This is a genomic window from Streptomyces sp. NPDC058457 (genome assembly GCF_042720695.1).
GTDB lineage: Bacteria > Actinomycetota > Actinomycetes > Streptomycetales > Streptomycetaceae > Streptomyces.
Genome location: NZ_JBHXLU010000107.1, coordinates 13,486 through 34,171, shown reverse-complemented (window position 1 = coordinate 34,171; position 20,686 = coordinate 13,486). Strand labels below are relative to the sequence as shown.

The following is a 20,686-nucleotide window of genomic DNA, read 5'->3' as shown; positions in this document are numbered from 1 at the left end:
GCGGCGTCGCCGGGGTACGGGAGCCGGTCCGGCCGACACCACGAGGCTGATGACCGGGCATCGCGTCGAGCGACTGCCGGTGGCGGACGAGGAGGGGACACTCGTCGGCTTCGCGCTGATCGCGTTCCTGTCGACGCCTGGCACGGTCCTGGGCCCCGGCGAGCGGGAGTTCGTCGAAGAACGGCATTACTTCGGCAAGGGCGACGACCACCGGGAGTTCCGTAAATGATGGCCGGCGGCCGCTGACGCGGATACGAGGTCCGCGTTGCGAGCCGACGGCTCGCGCATCGGCCGGCGCGGCCTTCGCCGCCCTCCCGCGTGCGTGTTCAGGCGCAGCATGAGAAACAAGGGCAAGGTGAACGAGTAGGAGGATCACTACGCTGCACTAGTGTTCTCATACGACGAGTTGACTTCGCCGGAGCGTGCGTTGTGGAACGCGTTCCCCGAAGGGCGGGCCGTGGACCTGCGCGCGGTTGTGCCCGGGGACGACCCTGTCGCCGAGGGTGGGCAGTGGGGGCCGGAGCGGACGGTTCGAGCTTCCGTGATCGCGGCGCTGATGCTGGGCGCGCACAGCGGGCAGCCCGGCGCCGTACCGTGCCTGCGACTCGCCGGGGCGCGGATCGTCGGACCGCTCAACCTGGCCGGTGCGCAGCTCGCGTACGCCCTCTGGCTGGAGGAGTGCTGGTTCGAGGAGGCGGTGAACCTGCTCGGGGCGACGACCCAGACGCTCGTGTTCAAGGGCTGCCAGGTGCCTGGCATCGAGGCCGGGGCGACCCGTATCGAGGGGAACTTCGACCTGTCCCGCTCGATCGCCGAGAGCGGCGCCTCCTCCCACTTCCACCACCGCATCACCGCCCTGTCCCTCACCAACGCCCGGGTGGCCGGCGGCGTGCTCCTCAACAGGGCCGAGCTCAACGCGTCCGGCGGGTGGGCCCTGGCCGCCGGCGGCCTGGTCATGGAAGGGGGGTTCTTCTGCCGGCCGGGGTTCGTGGCACGGGGTGAAGTACGTTTGCCGGGCGCACAGTTGCCCGGCGGGCTGTACATGAACGGCGCACGGCTGGAGGAGCCCGGCCCGCGCGGCCTGGCGCTCAATCTGGAGAACTCCGCGGCCTCGACGGTCATCCTCTCCGACGAGTTCGTCGCGAACGGGACCGTAGAGCTGCGGGGTGCCCGGATCTCGGCCGGTCTGAGCTTCGCGGGGGCCGCGCTGAACGGTCCACCCGACGGCAACGGCCCTTCCCTGTCCGCCTCGTTGATGCACGCCGTCGACTTCGACCTCGCCCTCGCCGCAGCACCGTCCGGTGCCGTGGACCTGCGGGGTGCACAGGTGTCGTACCTGCACGACAGTGAGCGCAGTTGGCCGGACGTGGTGGAGTTGGACGGCTTCGTCTACGGCTCCGTCAAGGGGGACGCGGCGGGCGGAGGCCGGGAAGCGGCGGGGCAGCGGGACTCCGTGCGCCACCGCCTGGCGTGGATCCGACGCAGTCCCGGCTACAACCCCCAGCCCTACGAACAGTTGGCGAGTTGGTACCGGAAGTCCGGCCACGACGACGAAGCCCGCCGCGTGCTCCTGGCCAAACAGCGCCATCGGCGTCGCACGCTGCCCCCGGCCGCGCGTGCGTGGGGGCACCTGCTCGACGTGACCGTCGGCTACGGCTACCGCCCCTGGCTGGCCGGCGTCTGGCTCCTCGCGCTGACCTTGCTGGGCACGCTGGCCTTCGGCACGCACTCCCCTCATCCGGTCCAAGGAGGCGAAGGGGCCCCGTTCCAACCGCTCGTCTACACGCTGGACCTTCTGATCCCCATCGGTGGCCTGGGGCAGCGCTCGGCCTGGTACTGGCCGAACGAGAGCCTCCAGTGGTTGGCTTACCTGCTGATCGCCTTCGGCTGGGTGCTGACGACCGCCGTCATCGCGGGTGTCACCCGCGCACTGCAGAAAAACTAGTCGGGGACAGCCGAGTTCAGGCGTCGCCGGCAGACGAGTGCGCCCCCAAGGGCGAGGAAGGCTCCGTGAAAGCCGTCGCGCTCCCAGCGGATTCGCAGACGGTGAACCAGTGCAGACAGACGAACGCACGTTCCGCGATCAAGCGTGGGGTGCCCAGGCCGTTGTCGTGATCGATTCCGCAGCCGGGATGCAGCGGGACCAGCGGGGCGGCATCATCGCGGTTGCCGCCGGTCAGAGTGGCGGCGCGCGGGATGCCGCTTGCCTCCCGGAAGCCGGGTTCGACACTCGACCGTGAACAAGAGGCGGCCGCACCCACCCCCTCCCCGTAGACCGTCTGCGTCACGCCCCGACGGCAGCGACGGATCTGCCTGGGCCGACCGGCCCACCGGAGGGGACCGACAGCACCTGCCCCCTCCGACACCGGCAGGCAGACGCTGGAGAGAGCATCCAGCCGAAGCCCGACGGAGGAGACCGACATCATGGTCCGTTACGTGTACGACTTCGCGGAGGGCGGGCGTGACCTGGCCGGCCTGCTCGGCGGCAAGGGGGCGAACCTGGCCGAGATGACCCGGCTCGGGCTGCCGGTGCCGCCGGGTTTCACCGTGACGACCGAGGCCTGCCGGGCCTTCTTCAGCGCCGGCAGCGAGCCGGACGGGCTGGCCGAGGAGATCGCCGGGCATCTGACGGCTCTGGAGAAGGCCGCCGGCCGAAGGCTGGGGCAGCCCGACGATCCGCTGCTGCTGTCCGTGCGCTCCGGGGCGCGCTTCTCCATGCCCGGCATGATGGAGACGATCCTGGACATCGGTCTCGGCGACGACTCCGTGCTCGGCCTGGCGAAGGTGTCCGGGAACGAGCGCTTCGCCTGGGACTCCTACCGCCGCCTCGTGCAGATGTTCGGCAGTACGGTCATGGGCGTCGGCAGCGGACTGTTCGAGAGCGCCCTGTCCGACCTCAAGCGCGCTCGCGGCGCGACGGACGACCTGGGCCTGGATGCAGCGGACCTGGCCGAACTCGTCGAGACGTACAAGGCCCTGATCCGCCGGGAGACCGGTGAGGACTTCCCGCAGTCCCCGGGCGAGCAGCTGCGGCGGGCCGTGCTCGCCGTCTTCGAATCCTGGAACGGCGAGCGGGCCCGGATCTACCGGCGCCGCGAACACATCGCCGACGGCCTCGGCACCGCGGTGAACGTGCAGACCATGGTCTTCGGCAACCTCGGATCCGACTCGGGCAGCGGTGTCGCCTTCACGCGCGACCCCGCCACCGGGCGCCCGGGCCTGTACGGCGACTACCTGCCGAACGCCCAGGGCGAGGACGTCGTGGCCGGCATCCGCAACACCGTGTCGCTGGCCGACCTGGAAGAGCTCGACCGTGTCTCCTACGCTCAGCTGCGCGGTCACATGGAGACCCTGGAGGCGCACTACCGGGATCTGTGCGACATCGAGTTCACCGTCGAGCGCGGCCGGCTGTGGATGCTGCAGACCCGGGTCGGCAAGCGCACCGCCGAGGCCGCGTTCGCCATCGCCTCCGAGCTGGTGGACGAGAGCCTGATCAGCCCCGCCGAGGCGCTGGGCCGGGTCGCCGGGGACGGGCTCGCCCGGCTGATGTTTCCCCGGTTCGACACCTCCGCAGTCGGCGAGGCGCTCGCGCACGGCCTTCCCGCCTCGCCGGGCGCGGCCGTGGGCGCCGCAGTCTTCGACTCCGCCGAGGCCGTCCGCCGGGCCGCCGCGGGCGAGCAGGTGGTGCTCGTGCGCCAGGAGACCACCCCCGACGACCTGCCGGGCATGATCGCCGCGCAGGCGGTGCTGACCAGCCGCGGCGGCAAGACCAGTCACGCCGCCGTGGTCGCCCGAGGTATGGGCACGGTGTGCGTCTGCGGTGCGGAGGAGATCGCCGTGGACGCCGAGGGCCGTCGCTTCACCGTGGGTGAGACCGTCGTCGCAGAAGGCACGGTCATCTCCGTCGACGGTTCCGAAGGGGCCGTGTACCTGGGCGCCGCTCCGCTGGTCGACTCCGCGGTGATGCGGTACTTCGAGACGGGCGAGCGGTCGGCCGGGCTGGTCGAGTCCGTGGCCCGGACCATGGAGCAGGCCGACCGCACGGCCAGGCTGGAGGTGCGTGCGAACGCCGACACCCCGGAGGACGCCGCCCGCGCCCGGCGGTTCGGCGCCCGGGGTGTCGGGCTGTGCCGGACCGAGCACATGTTCCTCGGCGAGCGGCGCAAGCTGGTCGAGGCGATGATCCTGGCCCGCGACGAGACCGAGCGGAAGCAGGCTCTGGGCGCGCTGCTGCCGCTCCAGCGCCAGGACTTCATCGGCATCCTGGAGGCGATGGACGGCCTGCCGGTCACCATCCGGCTCATCGACCCGCCCCTGCACGAGTTCCTGCCCGACCGCACCGACCTCGCCGTGCGGATCGCCGCCGCCGAGGCCCGGGGCGAACACCCGGACCAGCACGACACCGAACTGCTCGGCGCCGTCAACCGGATGCACGAGGAGAACCCGATGCTCGGCCTGCGCGGCGTGCGCCTGGGCCTGGTGGTGCCCGGTCTGGTCGCCATGCAGGTACGGGCGATCGCCGAGGCCGTCGTGGCGCGTACGAGGGCCGGGGGCTCCCCCGCGGCGGAGATCATGGTGCCGTTGGTCGGCGCCGTCGAGGAACTGCGTATCGAGCGGACCGAGGTGGAGCGGGTCCTGGCCGAGGTGTCCGAGGAGACCGGCGTGCCCGTGCACTGCCCGGTCGGCACCATGATCGAGCTGCCGCGGGCCGCGCTCACCGCGGGCCGGATCGCCGCGGAGGCGGAGTTCTTCTCCTTCGGCACGAACGACCTGACCCAGACCACGTGGGGCTTCTCCCGAGACGACGTCGAGGCGGCGTTCTTCTCCGCCTACCTCGACAAGGGCATCTTCGCCACCTCGCCCTTCGAGACCCTCGACCGTGACGGTGTGGGCCGGCTGGTCCGGATCGCCGTCGACGAGGGCCGTGCCGCCCGCCCCGGCCTGAAGATCGGCGTGTGCGGCGAGCACGGTGGCGACCCCGAGTCCGTCCACTTCTTCCACGAGGCCGGACTGGACTACGTCTCCTGCTCGCCCTTCCGTGTCCCGGTCGCCCGGCTGGAGGCCGGGCGGGCCGCACTGTCCGGGACGGGATCGAGCGACAACAGGTGAGTGCTGGGCCCGGGCTCGCGTCCCCGAGCCCGGGCCCAGCCGGAAAGGAGGTGGCCGCCATGGCCCGCATCGTCGGTGAGGTGATGACCTCCGACGTCGTCGAGGCTCGCCCGGAGACGTCGTTCAAGGACGTCGTACGGCTGCTGGACCGGCACCGGATCAGCGGCCTGCCCGTCGTGGACCAGGACGACAAGGTCGTGGGCGTCGTCTCGCAGACGGACCTGGTCCGTCGCCAGGCGGCCCGGTCCCCGGACGACCGTGCGCGGCGGTCGCGGCGTCACCCGTCGAGCCGCCTCAGGCGCCCTCGCCCCGGTGCCGTCGGCGGCGCCGTCACGGCTCGGGACCTGATGTCGACGCCCGCGATCACCGTGCATCCGGAACAGCGGATAGCCGACGCCGCACGTGTGATGGAGCGGCACGGCGTCGAGCGCCTGCCCGTGGTGGACGAGGAGGACCGCCTGATCGGCATCGCCACCCGCCGTGACCTGCTGCGGGTCTTCCTGCGCACGGACGACGAGATCGGCCGGGAGGTCCGCGACGAAGTACTGGACCTCGCGCTCGGGCTCCCGGTCGACAGCGTGACCGTCTCGGTCCGGGACGGCATGGTCACCTTGGCCGGAGCCGTACCGCACCACGGCGACATCCCGACCGCGATCCGGATGACGTACCGGGTGGACGGAGTGGTCGGCGTCGTCAACGGCCTGACGTGCCGCGTCGACGACACCCACGCGGGCGACAGCTCCCACTCCTCCGGTGCGCACCACGACTGAGCAGGCCGGACGAAGTCCGCTGCCGCTCGGCAGCGCCCCCGAAGGGCTCGGGGCCGTATTGCCTGTGCGGCTGCCGCCGCGTGGGCGCGACCAGCCGCGACGGCGCCGTGGACGGACGACGGTGCATCGCGGCTGCCACAGCGGAGCGTTCAGCCGGGGCGGATGGGACACCCGGCCCCGACGGCCCGGGCCGATCAGTCCCTCGAGGGGACCATCGGGACCTGGGTCCACCGCCGCTGACGAGAGACGCTGCTGATGGGAGCGGTGCCCGTCCCCCGAGGTGCCGCTCCCTCCCGCGCCGCCACCCGTGCGGTCGCCGCCCTTCCACAACGGAGGCCTGCCGACATGAACCGCCACGACGACCGCAGCGCGACCACCGAGCCCGCCGACGCGCCGTCCGACATCGCCGTCGCGGTGGACCGCCTGGTGACCAACGGACTCAAGGCGCTCGCCGACTACGAGGGGCTCGACCAGGAACAGGTCGACCACATCGTGAAGAAGGCCTCGGTCGCCGCCCTCGACCAGCACACCGGGCTCGCGCGACGCGCCGTCCAGGAGACCGGACGCGGCGTGTTCGAGGACAAGGCCGCCAAGAACATGTTCGCGTGCGAGTACGTCACGCACAGCATGGGCCCGATGAAGACGGTCGGGGTCATCGCCCGTGACGACATCGACGACATGATCGAGGTGGCCGAGCCGGTCGGGGTGGTGTGCGCCGTCACCCCCGTCACCAACCCGACCTCCACCACTGTCTTCAAGGCCCTGATGGCGCTGAAGACCCGCAACCCGGTCGTGTTCGCCTTCCACCCCTCCGCCCAGAACTGCAGCGCGGAGGCGGCCCGTGTCGTGCGCGACGCGGCGGTCGCGGCGGGCGCTCCGGAGCACTGCGTCCAGTGGATCGAGACCCCGTCGGTGGAAGCGACCCGCGCCCTGATGCGCCACCCCGGGGTCTCCCTGATCCTGGCCACCGGCGGCAACGCCATGGTGAAGGCCGCCTACTCGGCCGGCAAGCCCGCACTCGGTGTCGGGGCCGGCAACGTCCCCGCCTACGTCCACCGCAGCGCCGACGTGCGCCGGGCCGTGAACGACCTGGTGCTGTCCAAGTCGTTCGACAACGGCATGATCTGCGCTTCCGAACAGGCCGTCATCCTGGACGACCAGGTCTACGACGCGGTCCTCGCGGAATTCCGCACGCTGCACGCCCACCTGGCAACCGCCGAGGAGAAGGCGAAGCTGGAGGCCTTCTTGTTCCCCGGCGGCAGGGCCGCGGGCGCGGGCTGCGAGCCCAAGGTGAACTCCGCGGCGGTCGGGCAGAGTCCGGCGTGGATCGCCGAGCAGGCCGGGTTCACGGTGTCGGCCGACACCTCACTCATCCTCGTCGAGGCCGACCGGGTCGGTCCGCAGGAGCCGCTCACCCGCGAGAAGCTCTGCCCGGTCCTCGCCGTCCTGCGGGCCGGCTCCACGGAGCAGGGCTTCGAGCTGGCCGCGGACATGGTCGCCTTCCACGGGCAGGGCCACAGCGCCGTCGTCCACACCGGCGACCTCGAACTCGCCGAGGCGTACGGCCGTCGTATGAAGACGGTACGGATCATCGTCAACGCCCCTTCCTCCCAGGGCGCGATCGGCGGCATCTACAACAGCCTGCTGCCGTCACTGACGCTCGGCTGCGGCTCCTGGGGCAGCACCTCGGTGTCCAACAACGTCTCCGCCGCCCAGCTGCTCAACGTCAAGCGGGTGTCCGTGCGCCGCAACAACCTCCAGTGGTTCAAGGTCCCGCCGAAGATCTACTTCGAGCCCCAGTCCATCCGCTACCTGACCTCCATGCCGGACGTCCACCGCGTCACCGTCGTCACCGACGCGACGATGACCCGCCTCGGGCTCGTCGACCGGGTCGAGCACGTACTGCGGCGACGCCGGGAACCGGTCACCGTCCAGGTCATCGACAACGTCGAACCCGAGCCCAGCATCGACTCCGTCCGGCGCGGCGCCCGCCTCATGGGCGACTTCCGACCGGACACCATCATCGCCCTGGGCGGCGGCTCCCCGATGGACGCGGCCAAGGTGATGTGGCTGCTGTACGAACAGCAGGCCGAGGGCAGGGACGTCGACTTCGCCGACATGCGGCACAAGTTCTCCGACATCCGTAAGCGGGCCTTCCGCTTCCCCGTCCTCGGGAAGCTCGCCCGCCTGGTGTGCATCCCCACCACCTCGGGCACGGGTGCCGAGGTCACCCCCTTCGCGGTGATCTCCGACCCGGCCACCGGCAAGAAGTACCCGCTGGCCGACTACGCGCTCACCCCCAGCGTGGCCATCGTCGACCCGCTGCTCGCCGCCGGACTCCCGCACGCGCTCGCGGCCGACAGCGGATTCGACGCCCTCACCCACGCCGTCGAGGCGTACGTGTCCGTCTACGCCAACGACTTCACCGACGGTCTCGCGCTGCACGCCATACGGCTGATCTTCGAGAACATCGAGGCGGCGGTGAACGACCGCGCGGCCCGGCCGGAGGCACAGGAGAAGATGCACAACGCCGGCACCATCGCCGGCATGGCGTTCGGCAACGCCTTCCTCGGCATCGTCCACGCCATGTCCCACACCCTCGGCGCCACCTTCCACATCGCGCACGGGCGCACCAACGCGGTCCTGCTGCCCCACGTCATCCGCTACAACGGCACCGTCCCCACGAAGCTCACCGGCTGGCCGAAGTACGAGCACTACCGTGCCCCCGAGCGCTTCCAGGACATCGCCCGCGCCCTCGGCCTGCCGGCCGCCACCGCGGCGGAGGGCGTCGAGTCACTGGCCGCGGCCGTGGAGCGGCTCCGGGACGCCGTGGCCGTCGAGCCGTCGTTCCAGGCTCTCGGCGTCGACGAGCGCACCTTCCTCGACGCACTGCCCCAGCAGGCCCTCAACGCCTTCGAGGACCAGTGCGCGCCCGCCAACCCGCGGATGCCGATGCTCGACGACATGCGGGAACTCATGCGAGCGGCCTACTACGGCCGTAGCGCATAGCTCGGCCGGCGGCATGCGACCGCCGAACAAGTGGCCGCCGTCCCATGGCGATGCGGCTGCTCCTTCCCCTTCATCCGCCCTGTCAGGGAGGTTCCATGCTGTCCGCAGAATCCACCGGCCTCGTACGAGCCACCCTGCCCGCCGTGGCCGGTGGCGACGAGCTGCTGTCCACGCCGTTCGGCGACGTCTTCCTCGACGACCCGGTGGACACCACGACCCCCGTCGTGCTGGTGTCGGCGGGCATCGGCTGCACCCCCATGACCGGCATCCTCGGCCACCTGGCCGGCCTCCGCTCGATCCGCCGGGTCCTGGTCGGGACGTGCGCGGGCGGCTGCTGCGCGCCGGCGTTCCCGCGCGACGCATCCGTTACGAGGTGTTCGGCCCCGACCTGTGGCTGCCGTGATCCACGGTCCGAACCATCCCACCGTTCTGCCCTCCCCAGTTCTTCAGTTCCTGATTTCCGAGGAGAAACCCGTATGACCACCAACAACTCCCAGGCGACGCCGTCGGTCGGGCTGCGTTCCGACGGCGCCGTGGATGAGGAGACCCTGGCATACGCCCGCGCGAAGATCGACGCCGTGGTGAGCAGGCCGGGCCTGCCCGCCGTCACCGGCGAGGTGCGCATCCTGCGCGCGGTCGCCCACCACGCCGGCCACCCCTGGTCGGCGAGCGCGAACCTGCGCATCGGCGGCCGTCAGGTGGTCGTCACGGCGACCGAGGAGGCAACCGGCGCGGAGGTCGTCGACCGGCTCCAGGACCGGCTGCGCTGCCAGACGGACAGGGCCGCCCAGGCCTGGCACGACGCACGTCGTACGACCACCCCGCCATGGCGCGGCGGACCCACTCGATCCGCCGGCCCGAACACCACCGACGCCGCCGAGGGCTCTCGCCCGGCGTGACGGCACCGGAAACCACACAGACCGAACGACCGGAGCAGCACCGTTTCCTCGCGGCGCCGCAGGCAGCAGGCGATCCTGGTCGCCCATGACTCACTCGGTGTGCCTGCAAGGGGCGTGTCGTGGGCGGAGCGGCGGGGCCGGCGGGAACGGCCCGCGCTGCTGGAGGTGATGGTCCGGACATCGAGGTGCCTGTCGGGCATGGCTTCGTCCGGCACAGACCTGTCCATCTCCGCTTCCGACGGTTGGACCATGCCGCCCGCCCCTTGGCATGTACGTGCGGTGCGAGTGGATTCGTATGCGAGTACTTGGGCACCCACGCGCGGGCGGACACCCCCCTGGAGCCCGGGCCGAGCAGTCCTCGAGCAGCCCCGGCAAATGGGCCGGTCGGCCCTACAGCCCTGCCCGCAGTACGAGGAAGATGGCCAGATGCTCCGGGACGACGGCTTTCGCGTACTCGACCGCCAGGAGTGCCTGCGCCTGCTCGCCAAGATGCCGGTCGGCCGCGTGGTCTACACCCGGCAGGCGCTGCCCGCAGTCCTCCCGGTCAACTTCTCGCTGGACACGGATTCCTCGGTGCTGCTGTGCACCGACGCGAATTCGGAACTGGTCCGTGCCATCGAAGGTGTCGTGGTCGCCTTCGAGGTGGATGACTTCGACGCCGGAAACGGGTCCGGCTGGAGTGTGGTCGTCACCGGACGGGCCGCCGTGGTGAGCAGCCTCGCGGAACACGCGCGGCTGTCACAGGACGGCCCCCGATCATGGATGCCGGCGCAGGAGCCGGTGTTCGTCCGGATCGATTCCGAGTTGATCACCGGGCGTGAACTGGGGCGTCCGCAGCGTTCTGAGGCTCCACCGGAGCAGCCGCCGGACCACTGACTCCGGCCGTGCGGCCCGACGCCGGAGTCGTCAGCCGGACTTCCTCGCATTCGCCCCCCGGAGGCGCCGGGGCCGTCCCTGCGGCCCGCCCCACGGCAAAAACGTGCGCACCACCACCCTTGGAAGACTGCCGCACAAGGGCAGTCGACGGCCACGACATCGACTGCCGAATCGACGGCTGCGGGGCGATGCAGCTGAAGTCGAGCGTGGTCAAGAAGGGCTGAGCCTTCCCTGGCGGAATCCCCGGGCAGCCATCGGATGCTGAATTGCAAATTTTCGCAATTGGCTAGATGCTGTGTTTGTTGTGTCTGCAGGTAGCCGCGGGCACAGTCTTCGCTTGCCCCGGCGGGGGCGCTGTCGGGGAAGTCGAGGGGTTGTGTCCGTTCCGCTGTACCAGGCCAAGGCCGAGTTTTTCCGGATGCCGGGGCATCCCGTACGGAGCCGGGTGCTGGACGGGCCGGTGCCGGTACGGAACCTGCTCACGGCGATCGAGGTGGCGCCCTCCAGGCTGTCGCAGCAGGTGGCGGTGTTGCGCCGCTCGGGCGCAGGCAGCGCCAGGCGCGAGAGCTCGACGGTGGTCTACGAGCGAGCGAGCGGGGATGCCGCCGACCTGACGGGTGCCGCGCCGCGGATCCTGACCGAGATACCGGCCGGGCAGAGCGAACTGCCGGCCGAGCTGCGGGAAGCCGAGGTCGCCGCGCGATGACGTCCGCGTTCACCCGGGTCCGGGGCCGGATCGCCGCTCTGCTGCCTGGCCGTGCCGACCTGGCGGACATACGCCGCAGCCCGCGCCGGGACCTCCTTGCGGGGCTGACCGTGGCAGTCGTCGCGCTGCCGCTCGCGCTCGGTTTCGGTGTCTCCTCGGGGCTCGGTGCCGAGGCGGGGCTGGCGACCGCGGTCGTCGCCGGTGCGCTGGCCGCGGTGTTCGGCGGTTCGAACCTGCAGGTGTCCGGACCGACCGGTGCGATGACCGTGGTGCTGGTGCCGATCGTCGCGGAGCACGGGCCGTCCGGGGTGCTCACGGTGGGCCTGATGGCCGGCGTGATGCTCGTCGTGCTCGCCTTGCTCAGGGCCGGCAAGTACATGCAGTACATTCCCGCGCCGGTCGTGGAGGGCTTCACGCTCGGCATCGCCTGTGTGATCGGCCTGCAGCAGATTCCGAACGCGCTCGGGGTGCCCAAGCCCGCGGGTGATCGGGTGCTGGTGGTGACCTGGCGGGCGGCGGAGGAGTTCGCCAAGTCCCCGAACTGGACCGCCGTCGGCTTCGCGGTCGCGGTGGCCGTGGTCATGCTGGTGGGCGCCCGCCGGCGTCCGACCGTACCGTTCTCCATCCTCGCCGTGATCGGGGCCACCGTCGTGGCGCAGGTCGCGGGCCTGGGCGCCGCCAAGCCGATCGGTGATCTGCCGGCCGGGCTCCCGGCTCCCTCGCTGTCCTTCCTCGACCCCGGGGCGCTCGGCTCCCTGCTGGCCCCGGCCGTCGCGGTGGCGGCGCTGGCCGCGCTGGAGTCGCTGTTGTCGGCCTCGGTCGCCGACGGAATGACGGTGGGACAGAGGCACGACCCGGACCGCGAACTGTTCGGGCAGGGCCTGGCCAACATCGCGGCCCCGCTGTTCGGCGGGGTGCCGGCGACCGGCGCGATCGCGCGCACGGCGGTCAACGTCCGTACCGGCGCGGGCTCCCGGCTGGCCGCGCTCACTCACGCCGCGATCCTCGCTGTGATCGTCTTCGCCGCCGCACCCCTCGTCTCCAGGATCCCGCTCGCCGCGCTGGCCGGTGTGCTGCTGGCCACCGCCATCCGCATGGTCGAGGTCGGCTCCCTGCGTGCCATGGCCGGGGCCACCCGCTCCGACGCCGTGATTCTCGTGCTCACAGCGGCAGCCACCCTCGCACTCGACCTCGTGTACGCCGTGATCATCGGCTTGGCGGTGGCCGGCGCGCTCGCGCTGCGCGCGGTGGCCAAGCAGGCGCGTCTCGACCAGGTGCCGCTCGACCGCGGCGACCACAGCGCCGAGGAGCACGCGCTGCTCGCGGAGCACATCGTGGCGTACCGGATCGACGGCCCGCTGTTCTTCGCCGCCGCCCACCGTTTCCTCCTCGAACTGGCCGAGGTCGCCGACGTGCGCGTGGTCGTCCTTCGTATGTCCCGGGTGACCACCATCGATGCCACCGGAGCCCTGGTCCTCAAGGACGTGGTGGAGAAGCTGAACCGGCGCGGCGTCGTCGTCATGACCTCCGGCATACGTCCCGGCCAGCGGCAGGTCCTCGAGTCCGTCGGCGCGCTGGAGCTGCTGCGTCTGGAGGGGCGCGAGTACGCCACCACGCCCGAGGCGATCCAGGGCGCCCGCTTCCACCTGGAGGGCGCCGGTGTCGTGCCGCCGTTCCCGGCCCGGACATCCCGGCCCGTCATCGAGGAACCAGAGGAGACCGTCGGATGAGTACCTCGCCCGCATCGCTGCGCATGGTCGAGGTCTCCGGCGCCGAGGCCCTCTGGCTGTTGGAGGGCAGCGCGCTGGGCCGGCTGGTGTACATCCAGCGGGACCTCACCGTCGTCCGGCCCGGCCGGCATCTGTGGGAGTACGGCCGCCTGGTGGTGCGCACGCCCGCACCGGCCGCCGCGGTCCCCGCCACCGCGACCTACCACGTGGACGAGGTCCGCGCGGCGACCGGCACCGGCTGGAGCGTCACCGTCGCCGGCCCGGTCGATGTGATCGTCGATGCCGACGAGGCCGCCCATTACCAGCGCACCCTCGCCGGCTGGAGCCACGGCCCGCACGACACCCTGCTGCGCCTGCACCCCAAGACGGTGAGCGGATTCCGCCTCGCCCGCGCGGAGACGTGATGAACACCCGGCTCGAAGCCCTCCCCCACCGGCACGTGCTCACACTGCCCACGTTGCCGGCCGCGGTGCGTGCCGCCCGTCAGACCGCCGAGCAGGCCCTGACCGAGTGGGGCGTCAATCCGCGCCACCCCGCCATCGGTCCGGCCCTGCTGATCCTCAGCGAGCTGGTCACCAACAGCGTCCGGCACGCGGCGGTGCTCTCCCCGCAGGTGACCGTGATCTACGCGGCCGGTGTGGACTGCCTGGCCTTCGCCGTGCACGACCGCCACCCTTATCAGCCGCCTCTGTACGGCGCGGTCACCGGCACCGGGACGGGCGGCCTGGCCACCGTCATGGAACTCACCCTCGGCCTGGGCGGCACCGCGATCGTGCGGGCGGATGCCGACGGCGGGGGCAAGAGCATCTGGATCACCCTCCCTTTATGAGCCTCCCTCTCGAACCGACAGCGTGACCGTGCAAGGAAGTTGACGACGATGACCATCGGGTGGCGCCACACCGCCGAGCTGGATCGGCGACGGTCGCGCCGTGCAGCGGAGTGATTCTCACGCAAGCCTCCCCCACATCACCTACAGACTTGCTAATCTTCGCAATTGCCGAGGTTGTCAGCACCGCTTTCGGGTGGTGCGGGTTCTCGTACGCGGATTCGGCTCGGCCGACTCCGCAGGCGAGGATGGACCGCATGAGTTCGACGAGTGGGTGGATGCGATGCACCGAGGACCGGCCGGCACGGCCCTGCTGCTCAGCCGGGAAGGGGACGGCGCGATGAGCACGCCGCTGTACCAACTGAAGGCCGAGTTCTTCAAGACGCTGGGACATCCCGCGCGGATCCGGGTTCTGGAGTTGCTGAGCGAGCGCGAGCACGCGGTGGCGCAGATGCTGCCCGAGGTCGGCATCGAGCCGGCCCACCTGTCGCAGCAACTCGCGGTGTTGCGTCGCGCGAACCTGGTGGTCACCCGCAAGGAGGGCTCCACCGTGTACTACTCCCTGGCCAGCCCGCAGATCGCCGAGCTGCTCCGCGTCGCGCGCACCATCCTGTCCGGAGTGCTCGCCGGGCAGGCCGAACTCCTTGCCGACCTGCAGGCCGCTCAGCCGCAGGCGAAACCGCCGTCGTAGCAACGGCCCTCGACCGATGGCCGCTTCCCGGGAGTTCGACAGCGCTCCGTGGTGCGGGAGGCGGCCATCTGCAGCCACGAGGCGCGGCACGCCTCCCTGCTCGGCTCAGCAGCGCAGGGCGAGGCAAAACATTGGAAAACTGACGTAACCAGAGCCTTGGAAAGGCCCGTTAGCCGTCCACGGAAGCAAGTCCTCGCCGCTGTTCGGGAGGGGCGTTCATGAATCTGCTACGCAAGATCCGCGACACCGGGCGAGTGGCCGAGCCCGCCCCTCCCGGACCGGAGGGGGAACAGCTCTCCGCCGCGAGGGCGTTCGGTGGCTCGGTGCAGGTGCGCTGTGTGGACGCGGGTTCCTGCAACGGCTGTGAGATCGAGATCGCGGGGGCCTTCGGCCCGGTCTACGACGCCGAGCGGTACGGCGCCCGGCTGGTGGCCTCGCCCCGGCATGCGGACGTGGCCCTGGTGACCGGGCCGGTGACCCGGAACATGGCCGAGCCGCTGCGCCGCACGGTCGCGGCGATGCCTGAGCCGCGGCTGGTCGTCGCGGTCGGCGACTGCGCGATCGACTGCGGGGAGTTCGCGGGCGGGTACGGCGTCGAGGGCGCCGTCGCCGATGTCGTACCGGTGGATCTGGCGGTGCCCGGCTGCCCGCCGCGGCCGGACGAGATCATCGCCGCGCTGAGGAGGGTGACCGGACGGTGAGTCTGATCCCGGCCGCCCTCGCGACGGCCACCGCACTGGGCGTGGCGGGCGTGCCGGCCGGGCTGGTCCTGCCGCAGCGGGTGCGCGGCGCCGTGGTGGGCGTGCTGATGGCGGGTGTGGGGATGGCCGGTGGCGCGGCAGGCGTGGCCGCGCTCGGGGGAAGCCGCTTCTCGGCCGAGGTGCCCTGGCTGCTGCCGTTGACCGGGACGCATCTGGCGGTGGACGCGCTGTCCGGGCTGTTCATGGCGGTGGCGGGCGCTGTGGTGGCGGCGGTGGCGGTCTACGGCGTGGGCTATGCGGCCGGGCACGGCGTGCACGGGCTCGGCTCACGCGGCATGCAGGCAGTGCTGCCGCTGTTCGCGCTGAGCCTGGTGCTGGTGCCGACGGCGGCCTCGGTCTCGACGTTCCTGCTGCTGTGGGAGCTGATGGCGCTCACCTCGCTGCTCCTGGTCCTGGCCGAACACCGTGCCCGGCCCGCCGTGCGGGAGGCAGCCGTCTGGTACGCGGTGATGACCCACCTGGGGCTGGTGCTGCTGCTCGTGGGACTGATGGTGTATGCCGCGCAGGCCGGGGGCGAGACCTTCGCCGCCCTGCGGTCCGGAACCGCGGGGATCTCGCCGACCGTGCGCGGGCTGGTGTTCGTGCTGACGGCGATGGCGTTCACCTCGAAGGCGGGCTTGGTGCCGCTGCACGCCTGGCTGCCGCGGGCACATCCCGAAGCGCCCAGCGCCGTGTCGGCGTTGATGAGCGCGGCCATGGTCAACCTCGGGGTCTACGGCCTAGTACGGGTCGGGTTCGACCTGCTGGGCGGAGGGCCTGCCTGGTGGTGGCTGCTGATGATGGCCATGGGCGGGCTCTCCGCGGTGTACGGCATCCTGCAGGCCGCGATGGCCTCCGACCTCAAACGGCTGCTGGCCTACTCGACCAGCGAGAACATGGGGCTCGTCGTCCTCGGTGTGGGTGCGGCCGGGTTGTTCGCCGAGTCCGGGGACGGCGGGCCGGCCGGGCTGGCCCTGGCGGCCGCGCTGCTGCACGTGGTCAATCACTCCGCGTTCAAGGCCCTGCTGTTCGGGGCGGCGGGTTCGGTGCTGCGCGCCACCGGGGAGCGGAACCTGGATCTGCTGGGCGGGTTGCGGGCCCGCATGCCGGCCACGGCGGGGCTGTTCGCGGTCGGCGCGCTGGGCGCGGTGGCGCTGCCACCGGGCAACGGGTTCATCAGCGAGTGGTTGCTGCTGCAGTCGATGATCCACGGGCTGGCCGTGCCCGGGGTGACCACGGCGATCGTGCTGCCCCTGGCGGTGGCGGTGATCGCCCTGTCGGCGGGGCTTGCGGCGGCGGTGTTCGTCAAGGCACTCGGCGTGGGCTTCTTCGCCCGGCCGCGCACAGAACAGGCCGCGGCGGCCAGGGAGTCACCGCCGCTCATGCTGGCCGGGATGGGGCTGCTCGCGGCCGGGTGCGCCGGGCTGGCCCTGGTGCCGGGGCTGCTGGGCGACGGCCTGGACCGCGCGGTGGCGGCGGTCGGGTTCACCGGGACACGGCCGGTGTCCGACGGCGGGCTGCGGGTGCGTCTGGACGAGGTGTCCGCCTCGCTGTCCCCGCTGTGGGTGGTGGCGGCGCTGACCGTGGCACTGAGCGTGGTCATGACGACGACGCGGTGGGCGGCGCGGCACCGGCGGCGGACCCGGGCACGGCTGTGGGACTGCGGGGGCGGGGCGCCGACGCCGCGCATGGCCTACACGGCCACCTCGTTCGCCGAGCCGCTCCAGCGGGTTTTCGACGACGTCCTCGCCCCCGAGCAGGACGTGGACGTCACGCCGGTGCGCGAATCGGTCTATCTGGTCGAGCGGGTGAGGTTCCGCAACCGGGTGCCCGACCGCATCGAACACCGCCTGTACCGGCCCGTGCTCGAACTCCTCGCCGTCGCCGGGCAGTCGGCGCGCAGGCTGGCCGGCGGCAGCGTGCACGCCTATCTCGGCTATGGCTTCTTCGGGCTGGTCGCGCTGCTTCTCGTGCTGGTGGTGGGCTGGTGAACACGGTCGGATACACGGCGATCGCCCTTCAGGTGGGCGCGGTGGTCGCCGGGGCGCCCCTGCTGGCCGGTCTGATGAGGCAGACCCGGGCCCGGCTGGAGGGCCGGGCCGGCGCCGGGCTGCTCCAGCCCTGGCGCGACGTACGCAAACTGCTGCGCAAGGAACCGATCACGCCGGTCGGCACCGGGCCCGCGTTCCGGTGGGCGCCGCCGCTGCTCGTGGCGACCTCGCTGGTGCTGGCCGTCCTGGTGCCGCTGGTGTCCACCGACACCCCGGTGCGTGCCCGAGCCGACCTGATCGTGGTGGTGGCGATGCTGGCACTGGGCACGCTGGCGCTGGCGCTCGCGGGGCTGGACACCGGCACCGCGTTCGGCGGCATGGGCGCCTCCCGGGAGATGACCATCGCCGCGCTGGTCGAACCGACGATCCTGGTCTCGGTGTTCGCGCTGTCGATACCTGCCGGGTCGACCAACCTGCCGGTCATCGTCGCCGGCGCCGCCGACCAGCCCGCCCGGCTGACCTCCCCGGCCGGACTGTTGGCCGTCGCCGCGATCGCGGTCGCGGTGCTGGCCGAGAGCGGCCGGCTGCCGGTGGACAACCCGGCCACCCACCTGGAGCTGACCATGGTCCATGAGGCCATGGTCCTCGAGTACGCCGGACCGGACCTGGCCCTGGTCGAGTTCGGCGCACAGCTGCGGCTGACCGTGCTGCTGGGGCTGCTGGCCTCGCTGTTCGCGCCGTGGGGCATCGCCACCGGAGCATCGCTCGCAGCCGTGCTGCTCGCCCTGCTGCTGGTGGTGCTCAAGGTGGCAGCGCTGGGCATGGCGCTGGCGGCGGCCGAGGTGTTCTGGGCCAAGCTGCGGCTGTTCCGCGTGCCCGAACTGCTCGCCGGGTCCTTCCTGTTGGCGCTGCTCGCGGTGACCGCCTCGTACTTCCTGGGCGGTGAGCGATGAGCGAGAGTCTGTTCACCCAGCTGCTCGATCTGGCCTGCGGGGCGTTCCTGCTGGCTGCCGTGGTGGTGCTGTGGAGACGCGAACTCGCCGCGATCGTACGGCTCTTCGCCCTCCAGGGGATCGCGCTCTCAGCCATCGCCCTGCTGCTCGGAGTACACGAGGCCCGCTGGGACCTGATCGTGGTGGCCGCCGGGATCGGCGCGCTACGGGCCGGACTGCTGCCCTGCCTGATCCGTCGTGCCCTGGCGGAGCTGGTCGCCGACCGGGAACGGGGCCGGGCACAGCCGTACGCGTCCAGTGACGAGGTGCGTGAGACGCGGCCGCTGGTGAACGTGGCCGCCTCGCTGCTGACCGCCGCCGCTCTCACCCTGCTCGCCTACGCCGTCGCCCGCCCCCTGGTGGAGCTGGACCCGACGCCCGCCACCCGCGCACTGCCGGTCGGCCTGGCCGTGGTGCTGATCGGCTTCTTCGTCCTGGTGACCCGGCGCCGCGCGCTCGCCCAGGTGGTCGGGTTCCTGCTGCTGGACAACGGCATCACCGCGACCGCCTTCCTGGCCACCTCCGGCGTACCGCTGATCGTCGAACTCGGGGTCTCCTTCGACGTCCTGCTCGCCGTCCTGGTCCTGCAACTGCTCACCGTGCGGGTGCGGGAGGCGTTCGGCACCACCGACATCGACGACCTGCGGGAGCTGCACGACTGATGCTGCGTCTTTTCCACGAGCCCGCGCTGACCGCGCTCCTGCTCACCGCGCCCGCCGCCGCACCGCTGGCCGTGACCGCCGGCTACGCCCTCACCGCACTCGCCACCCGCGAAGCCCCTCGGACGGTCCCCGCACCCCGGCAGGAGGAGACACCACGCCCACAGCACGCGGAGAGGCTCGCCACCGTCCCCTCGCGCGGACCCGCGCAGCGGGCCGCGAGCGTGACAGACCACGGGGCGGGCGACGCCTTCGGCCACGGTGAGCCGGCTGCGGTGCCCCGGGCACGTGGGCGCCGTCCGGCCGACTGGGTCGCACTGGTGTCTCCGGCGGTGATCCTCACCTGCGGGGCGCTCCTGGCCGCCGACGTCGTCGGCAACGGGCCCGTGGCCGCGTACTCCGCCCTGCTGCGCGCCGACGCGCTCACCGTGTGGATGCTGCTGGTGGTCGGCACCGTCGCGTTGATCGCCTGTGCCTCAGCCCCGGCCTACCTGGCGGGCGAGCGAGCCGCCGGACGTGCGACGGACCGGACCGAACGGCGGTACCACGCCCTCGTACACGCTTTCCTCGCCGCGATGTGCCTGGCCGTGGTCACCGCGAACCTCGGTGTGCTCTGGGTCGCCGTCGAGGCCACCACCATCGTCACCGCGTTCCTCGTCGGCCACCGCCGCACCCGCACCTCTGTCGAGGCCGCCTGGAAGTACGTGGTGATCTGCTCGGCCGGGATCGCGCTGGCCTTCCTCGGCACAGTGCTGATCTACTACGCGGCCCGGCAGGCCGGCGTCGCGGAGGCGTGGGCCCTGGACTGGCCGACCCTGCTGGCCCACGCCGGCCGGCTCGACCCGGCGGTCACCCGGCTCGGCATCACCCTCGTCGTCCTGGGCTACGGCGCCAAGGCGGGCCTGATCCCCCTGCACGCCTGGCTGCCCGACGCCCACAGCCAGGCACCCGCCCCGGTCTCCGCCCTGATGTCCGGGGTGCTGCTGGCGGTCGCCTTCGCCGCGATCCTGCGCTACCGCGTCATCGCCGACGCCGCCCTCGGGCTCGGCTTCACCCGGATCCTGCTGGCCGGCATCGCCCTGCTCACTCTCACCCTCGCGGCCGGCCTGCTGCTCGCCCAGCGCGACTACAAACGGATGCTGGCCTACTCCAGCATGGAACACATGAGCCTGATCGCCCTGGCCACGGCCATCGGCAGCCCGCTCGCACTGTCGGCCGCGCTGCTGCACATCGCCGGCCACGGGCTCGCCAAGGCCACCGCGTTCTGCGCCTCCGGGCGGATCCTGCATCTGAGGAACACCACGAAGATCGGGCGGGTGCGCGGGCTGCTGTCCCAATCTCCGTGGCTGGGTGCGGCGTTCGGGCTCGCGGTCCTCGCGCTGCTGGGCTTCCCGCCGTTCGGTCTCTTCGCCTCCGAACTGGGTATCGCCCGCGCCGGATTCGCCACCGGAGCCGGACCGGGCTGGGCCACGGCCGCCGCCCTCCTGCTGGTCCTGGTCGCTTTTGCCGCGCTGGCCACCCGCACCGCGCGGATGCTGCTCGGCCCCGGCGAGCCGACCGACGAGAACCCCGGAGCCCTGTGGCCGCTCGCTCTGGGCCTGGCGGCCTGCGCCGCCCTCGGGATCGCCACCGGCCCGCTGGGCGACCTGCTCTCTCAGGCCGCCGCCGTCCTGGAAAGGCCCTGACCG

At 71.9% G+C, this 20,686-nt stretch carries 18 protein-coding genes and 1 pseudogene; 18 read left to right on the top strand and 1 reads right to left on the bottom strand.

What is annotated here, in order from left to right; translation table 11 throughout:
* The first annotated feature begins 49 nt into the window (after positions 1-49).
* Positions 50-229 (top strand): hypothetical protein, encoded by a 180-nt coding sequence (locus tag ACFWPS_RS46560; protein WP_383718339.1) that lies wholly within the window; start codon positions 50-52, stop codon positions 227-229.
* A gap of 159 nt (positions 230-388) precedes the next feature.
* Positions 389-1,945 (top strand): oxidoreductase, encoded by a 1,557-nt coding sequence (locus tag ACFWPS_RS46555; protein ID WP_383718336.1) that lies wholly within the window; start codon positions 389-391, stop codon positions 1,943-1,945.
* Between the two features lie 16 nt (positions 1,946-1,961).
* Here the strand turns inward: ACFWPS_RS46555 and ACFWPS_RS46550 are convergent, their stop codons facing one another.
* Complete coding sequence (locus ACFWPS_RS46550) at positions 1,962-2,288, bottom strand: hypothetical protein (protein ID WP_383718333.1); 327 nt, start codon at positions 2,286-2,288, stop codon at positions 1,962-1,964.
* A 136-nt stretch (positions 2,289-2,424) separates the two neighbouring features.
* Between ACFWPS_RS46550 and ppdK the strand changes: the two genes are divergently transcribed.
* From ppdK to ACFWPS_RS46470, 16 genes and pseudogenes are all read left to right on the top strand, one after another.
* Positions 2,425-5,109: a pyruvate, phosphate dikinase gene (ppdK, locus tag ACFWPS_RS46545; RefSeq protein ID WP_383718330.1), complete on the top strand. Its 2,685-nt coding sequence runs from the start codon at positions 2,425-2,427 to the stop codon at positions 5,107-5,109.
* A gap of 59 nt (positions 5,110-5,168) precedes the next feature.
* A complete protein-coding gene (locus tag ACFWPS_RS46540) occupies positions 5,169-5,879 on the top strand; it encodes a CBS domain-containing protein (RefSeq protein WP_383718327.1) in 711 nt (236 codons plus the stop codon).
* Between the two features lie 345 nt (positions 5,880-6,224).
* Positions 6,225-8,888, top strand: coding sequence for a bifunctional acetaldehyde-CoA/alcohol dehydrogenase (adhE, locus tag ACFWPS_RS46535; protein ID WP_383718324.1), 2,664 nt, complete (start codon positions 6,225-6,227; stop codon positions 8,886-8,888).
* 95 nt (positions 8,889-8,983) lie between these two features.
* A complete protein-coding gene (locus tag ACFWPS_RS46530; protein WP_383718321.1) occupies positions 8,984-9,787 on the top strand; it encodes a hypothetical protein in 804 nt (267 codons plus the stop codon).
* 426 nt (positions 9,788-10,213) lie between these two features.
* On the top strand, positions 10,214-10,663 hold the full coding sequence (locus ACFWPS_RS46525; protein WP_383718318.1) for a pyridoxamine 5'-phosphate oxidase family protein: 450 nt from the start codon (positions 10,214-10,216) through the stop codon (positions 10,661-10,663).
* Between the two features lie 143 nt (positions 10,664-10,806).
* Positions 10,807-10,887 (top strand): annotated as a pseudogene (locus ACFWPS_RS46520) (PhnA domain-containing protein); the annotation flags it as partial.
* 152 nt (positions 10,888-11,039) lie between these two features.
* The gene (locus tag ACFWPS_RS46515; RefSeq protein WP_383718316.1) at positions 11,040-11,369 is read left to right on the top strand and encodes an ArsR/SmtB family transcription factor; all 330 of its coding nucleotides are present in this window, start codon (positions 11,040-11,042) and stop codon (positions 11,367-11,369) included.
* Complete coding sequence (locus ACFWPS_RS46510; protein ID WP_383718313.1) at positions 11,366-13,099, top strand: SulP family inorganic anion transporter; 1,734 nt, start codon at positions 11,366-11,368, stop codon at positions 13,097-13,099. The genes ACFWPS_RS46515 and ACFWPS_RS46510 overlap by 4 nt, the downstream gene beginning before the upstream one ends.
* The gene (locus tag ACFWPS_RS46505; protein ID WP_383718310.1) at positions 13,096-13,503 is read left to right on the top strand and encodes a pyridoxamine 5'-phosphate oxidase family protein; all 408 of its coding nucleotides are present in this window, start codon (positions 13,096-13,098) and stop codon (positions 13,501-13,503) included. The genes ACFWPS_RS46510 and ACFWPS_RS46505 overlap by 4 nt, the downstream gene beginning before the upstream one ends.
* Complete coding sequence (locus ACFWPS_RS46500) at positions 13,503-13,928, top strand: ATP-binding protein (protein ID WP_383718308.1); 426 nt, start codon at positions 13,503-13,505, stop codon at positions 13,926-13,928. The genes ACFWPS_RS46505 and ACFWPS_RS46500 overlap by 1 nt, the downstream gene beginning before the upstream one ends.
* Before the next feature lie 337 nt (positions 13,929-14,265).
* Complete coding sequence (locus ACFWPS_RS46495) at positions 14,266-14,616, top strand: ArsR/SmtB family transcription factor (protein WP_383718361.1); 351 nt, start codon at positions 14,266-14,268, stop codon at positions 14,614-14,616.
* A gap of 218 nt (positions 14,617-14,834) precedes the next feature.
* Positions 14,835-15,317, top strand: a complete 483-nt coding sequence (locus ACFWPS_RS46490; protein ID WP_383718305.1) for an NADH-quinone oxidoreductase subunit B family protein — start codon at positions 14,835-14,837, stop codon at positions 15,315-15,317.
* On the top strand, positions 15,314-17,347 hold the full coding sequence (locus tag ACFWPS_RS46485) for a proton-conducting transporter membrane subunit (protein ID WP_383718303.1): 2,034 nt from the start codon (positions 15,314-15,316) through the stop codon (positions 17,345-17,347). Before ACFWPS_RS46490 ends, ACFWPS_RS46485 begins: the two co-directional genes overlap by 4 nt.
* On the top strand, positions 17,344-18,300 hold the full coding sequence (locus tag ACFWPS_RS46480; protein WP_383718301.1) for a respiratory chain complex I subunit 1 family protein: 957 nt from the start codon (positions 17,344-17,346) through the stop codon (positions 18,298-18,300). Before ACFWPS_RS46485 ends, ACFWPS_RS46480 begins: the two co-directional genes overlap by 4 nt.
* Positions 18,297-19,001: a hypothetical protein gene (locus ACFWPS_RS46475; protein WP_383718298.1), complete on the top strand. Its 705-nt coding sequence runs from the start codon at positions 18,297-18,299 to the stop codon at positions 18,999-19,001. Before ACFWPS_RS46480 ends, ACFWPS_RS46475 begins: the two co-directional genes overlap by 4 nt.
* Positions 19,001-20,683, top strand: a complete 1,683-nt coding sequence (locus ACFWPS_RS46470) for a proton-conducting transporter membrane subunit (protein ID WP_383718296.1) — start codon at positions 19,001-19,003, stop codon at positions 20,681-20,683. Before ACFWPS_RS46475 ends, ACFWPS_RS46470 begins: the two co-directional genes overlap by 1 nt.
* Positions 20,684-20,686: the final 3 nt, after the last annotated feature.